The organism is uncultured Rikenella sp. (assembly GCF_910579375.1).
In the GTDB taxonomy this organism is placed as follows: domain Bacteria; phylum Bacteroidota; class Bacteroidia; order Bacteroidales; family Rikenellaceae; genus Rikenella.
This window is the reverse complement of the sequence record NZ_CAJTUJ010000170.1, coordinates 1-3,933: the sequence shown is the minus strand read 5'-3', so window position 1 is coordinate 3,933 and position 3,933 is coordinate 1. Positions and strand designations below refer to the sequence as shown.

Below are 3,933 nucleotides of genomic sequence, written 5' to 3'. Positions count from 1 at the left end.
CTCACCGCTGGCGGCGACCCGCTTAAACCAAAAGCGAGTAGCGCGATTCGTAGAATCGCCGTCCTCGGCGAGGGCGACGCATTAGCGGCGCGAGGGGGGCGCGCCGAGGACGAATGCCACAGAATGGGGGTAGCTTCTGCGACCCTTTGGTCGCGCGGGCCGGACGCACAGCGTCTTTTACTGGCCGCCTCTACCCCATGACATACCTCCCGGACGTCCTGCCGTAAAGTCAAATTGAAATAAGGTGGAGGCGGCCGGTTGTTTAGGGTAGTTCCAGCCCATTGCCCACCGCGTGCCTCTCGTCCCCGTTTATTCCGAGAGGCAACGCAACTGAAGACCGTAGCCACGATAATCCGGACTACTGAGGGTGAGGTATTCGGTTCGAAAACTTAAGTTCAAACATCGCATGAATAGATTACCCCCAGCTGGCATGTAAGACCAACCGGAACCGTGGTTTCCTATGTATGATGCCAAACCCGTAGAACAATAGCGGAAGCCCGGGGCGGGGCCGCTAAGCAGCAGTTTTAGCCCCCGATCAGATTCAACTTGCTCAGAAAGATGAGCGCCACCGCAATCGGCGCGATGAACCGAATCACGAAACGGAACAACGGATAGATCCGGTTGTTGTACCGCCCGTCCGACGTGAACGTCTTGCGGAACCGTTTCGGCGAGAGCCGCCACCCCGCGAAGATCACGATCAACAGACCGCCGATCGTCATCAGATAGTTCGACGAAAGCATGTCCAGAAAGTCGAACACATTGTATTTCCCGATCATCAGCCGCGAGCCCTCCACCTGCGACAGCGCGCAGAGCGACGACACGAAAAACAAGGCACAGAGCAGCCACACCACCGCCCGCCGCCGCTTCAGCTGAAACTCCTCCATCAGGTAATTCGTCATCATCTCGAAAATCGAGACCATTGACGTCAGCGCCGCGATGCTGATCAACAGGAAAAACAGAATCCCCACATACTGTCCCCCCGTCATCTTGGCGAACACGTTGGGCAGCGTCAGGAAGATCAGATCCGGCCCCTGCGTCGGACTGATGCCGAACGTGAAGACCGCCGGAAAGATCGCGATCCCCGAGATAATGGCGATCGATGTGTCGATCAGCGTGACGATCCCCTTCGACCGGAGCATGTTTTCAGACTTCGTGACGTAAGAGCTGTAAGTAATCATCACCCCCATCCCCAGACTGAGCGTAAAGAAGACCTGTCCCATCGCGTCCAGCACCGTGTTGGCCGTGATTTTCGAGAAATCGGGCCGGAACAGGAACGCCATCCCCTCGCGAAACCCGTCCAGCGTGAACGAATTGACGCACAGCACCAGCAGAATCCCCAACAAAAGCGGCATCAGGATTTTGTTCCACCGTTCGACCCCCTTCTCCACCCCCTTGAGGATGACCACCGCCGTCAGCCCCAGAAAAGCTCCCGAAAGCAGAATCGGCTGCCAGCCGCTGTTCCGGAACGCCCGGAACCCGGCCGCAATCTCCTCGTAACTCTGCCCCGCGTGCGCGTTGAGCACCGCGTCGAACAGAAAACGCAGGCTCCATCCCGCGATCACGCTGTAGAACCCCAGGATACAGAATCCGGCCGTCACCCCCATGTATCCCACCAGATACCACTTCGTTTTCGGCGCCAGGTAGCGGAACGCCCCCACCGCTCCCCGCCGCGAAGCCCGACCGAGGATGAACTCGCTCAGAATCAACGGCAGTCCGACCGCCAGAATCAAAAACAGGTAGAGCAGCAGGAAAGCCGCCCCGCCGTTCACCCCGGCCAGATAGGGAAAACGCCAGATATTGCCCAAGCCGACCGCCGAACCGACGACGGCCATCATGGAACCGAAACTGCTGGTGAATGCGCCTCGTTGTTCTTTCATGCAAATTTCAAGAAGAGAGTGAATCGGGCGGAAATCCGCCCGGTTTCGAAAAAAACGTTACATCTCAGCCGCCCGGGCCGCCGGCGCCATGCTCAGGTCGGCAAACTCTTCGCGGAGGTATTTGTAGTAACCCGTGATGGCGATCATCGCCGCATTGTCGGTGGTCAGCGAGATGGGCGGAATATAGGTCGTCCATCCGTATCGTTCCCCCGCCGCCTCGATCGCCTCGCGCAGTCCCGAGTTGGCCGATACGCCTCCCGCCACGGCGATCTCCGTGATGTCGTACTGCTTGGCCGCCCGGACGAGTTTGTTCATCAGGATGTCGACGATCGTCGCCTGCAACGAGGCGCAGAGGTCGGTCTTGTGGTGTTCGATGAACTCCGGATCGTCCGCCACGCGGTCGCGCAGAAAGTAGAGGAACGAGGTCTTCAGCCCGCTGAAGCTGTAGTCGAATCCCGGCACCGACGGTTTGGCGAATTTGAAGGCGTGCGGATCGGCCCCCTCGCTCCGCGCCAGCCGGTCGATCAGCGGCCCTCCCGGATAGGGCAGCCCCATGACTTTCGCACACTTGTCGAAAGCCTCCCCCGCCGCATCATCAATAGTCGTGCCGATAATTTCCATGTCGAGGTAGTCGCGCACGAGAACGATCTGCGAGTTCCCGCCCGACACGAGCAGGCAGAGGAACGGGAATTTCGGTTTCGGCGCCTCCTCTTCGCCCGGTCGCGTGACGAAGTGGGCCAGTACATGCCCCTGTAGGTGATTGACCTCCATCAGGGGTGTGTCCTGCGCCAGCGAGAATCCCTTGGCGAAGGAGACCCCCACGAGCAGCGATCCGAGGAGTCCCGGCCCGCGGGTGACGGCGATTCCGTCGATCTCGGCCGGCGTCACGCCTGCCTCTTTCAGTGCGGCATCGATCACCGGAACGATGTTTTGTCCGTGCGCCCGCGAGGCCAGTTCGGGAATCACGCCGCCGTATTGGGCGTGGACGGCCTGCGAGGCGATGACGTTCGACAGCAGTACGCCGTCGCGGATCACGGCGGCGGAGGTGTCGTCGCACGAGGATTCTATGCCGAGAATGGTGATTTCCATAGGGTTATCCGTGTAGGCTAAAATACAAAGATACGAAATCCTCGGTTTGTCTTGCTTATTTGCTTGTGGGGTTGCGATTTTTCTTCGGAGGGGCGACGTTTGGCTCGATTTTTGCATTGTTTCGGCTGTTCGACATTAAAAGTTTGGCTTATGAAAAGGACGATTTTATGGGGGTTATGTTCAATGTTGGCGCTCGGTATGTGGAGTTGCGGCGGCTCGGGTTCTCGCACGGCGGTTGCTGTGGAGGATACGGTATTCCGGCATTATGTGGGGACGATTCCGGCGGCGGACGGCCCGGGGATTACGATGGATTTGACGTTGAAGCAGGCGGAGGATTCGACGGGGGGCGATTATTCGCTGGCCATGACCTATTTGGAGGCGGTGGACGGTCAGGATCGGACTTATCGGTCGTTGGGTACGTGGAGTGTGGAGCAGGGGATTCCGGCAGATTCGGCAGCGGTCTATTATCGACTGGTGGAGTCGAGTCCTTGGGCGGATACGCTGAATTTTCTCTATCTGGGGGACAGTGTGATGTTGTTGGGGACGGATTTGTCGAAGCCGATGTCGAAACTGAACTATTCGTTGGTGCAGGTAGAGGAGTAGGGGGAAAGTGAGTTTTTATTCGTGCTCGACGGATGCCCGTCGAGCATTTTTCGTTCTTGTCGTTGCTTGGTAATTTGGGCGGAGGCGGCCGCATTGGTTAAGGCCGTCGGCAGCTTTAGGATGCGCAGCATCCGTTTAAAGTTTGGCTACGCCTTCCTCCTGGCACCTCGGCCATTCAAACAAGTTTGATGACTCTCGGTTGCTGCGTCGGTTCTTTGGTTCTTTCTGTTCACAGAAAGAACAGTTCGAGGCGGGACAAAGCTCGCCCCGCGCGCGACTGCTGGATAAGGAAATCATTCAAACGCGTGTTTCGCGTTTGAATAAGATTTCCGCCAGCGCGCGGACAAAGGGTTGGGTCGAGGCT

Annotated in this window: 3 protein-coding genes; 1 reads left to right on the top strand and 2 read right to left on the bottom strand. The window is 58.1% G+C overall.

The features are described from left to right. Positions 1-524: 524 nt before the first annotated feature. Together QZ302_RS09215 and tsaD are read right to left on the bottom strand one after the other, a co-directional pair. Entirely contained in the window at positions 525-1,877 is a 1,353-nt protein-coding gene (locus tag QZ302_RS09215; protein ID WP_294594702.1) for a sodium-dependent transporter, read from the bottom strand. Positions 1,878-1,934: 57 nt separating this feature from the next. Beyond that, positions 1,935-2,966, bottom strand: coding sequence for a tRNA (adenosine(37)-N6)-threonylcarbamoyltransferase complex transferase subunit TsaD (gene tsaD / locus QZ302_RS09210; protein ID WP_294594700.1), 1,032 nt, complete (start codon positions 2,964-2,966; stop codon positions 1,935-1,937). 150 nt (positions 2,967-3,116) lie between these two features. Between tsaD and QZ302_RS09205 the strand changes: the two genes are divergently transcribed. Then, positions 3,117-3,569, top strand: a complete 453-nt coding sequence (locus QZ302_RS09205) for a copper resistance protein NlpE N-terminal domain-containing protein (protein WP_294594699.1) — start codon at positions 3,117-3,119, stop codon at positions 3,567-3,569. The last annotated feature ends 364 nt before the right edge of the window (positions 3,570-3,933 follow it).

Coding starts and splice junctions, on each gene's coding strand:
- QZ302_RS09215 (WP_294594702.1), bottom strand. CDS start 1,877: ATGAAAGAACAACGAGGCGCATTCACCAGCAGTTTCGGTTCCATGATG.
- QZ302_RS09205 (WP_294594699.1), top strand. CDS start 3,117: ATGAAAAGGACGATTTTATGGGGGTTATGTTCAATGTTGGCGCTCGGT.
- tsaD (WP_294594700.1), bottom strand. CDS start 2,966: ATGGAAATCACCATTCTCGGCATAGAATCCTCGTGCGACGACACCTCC.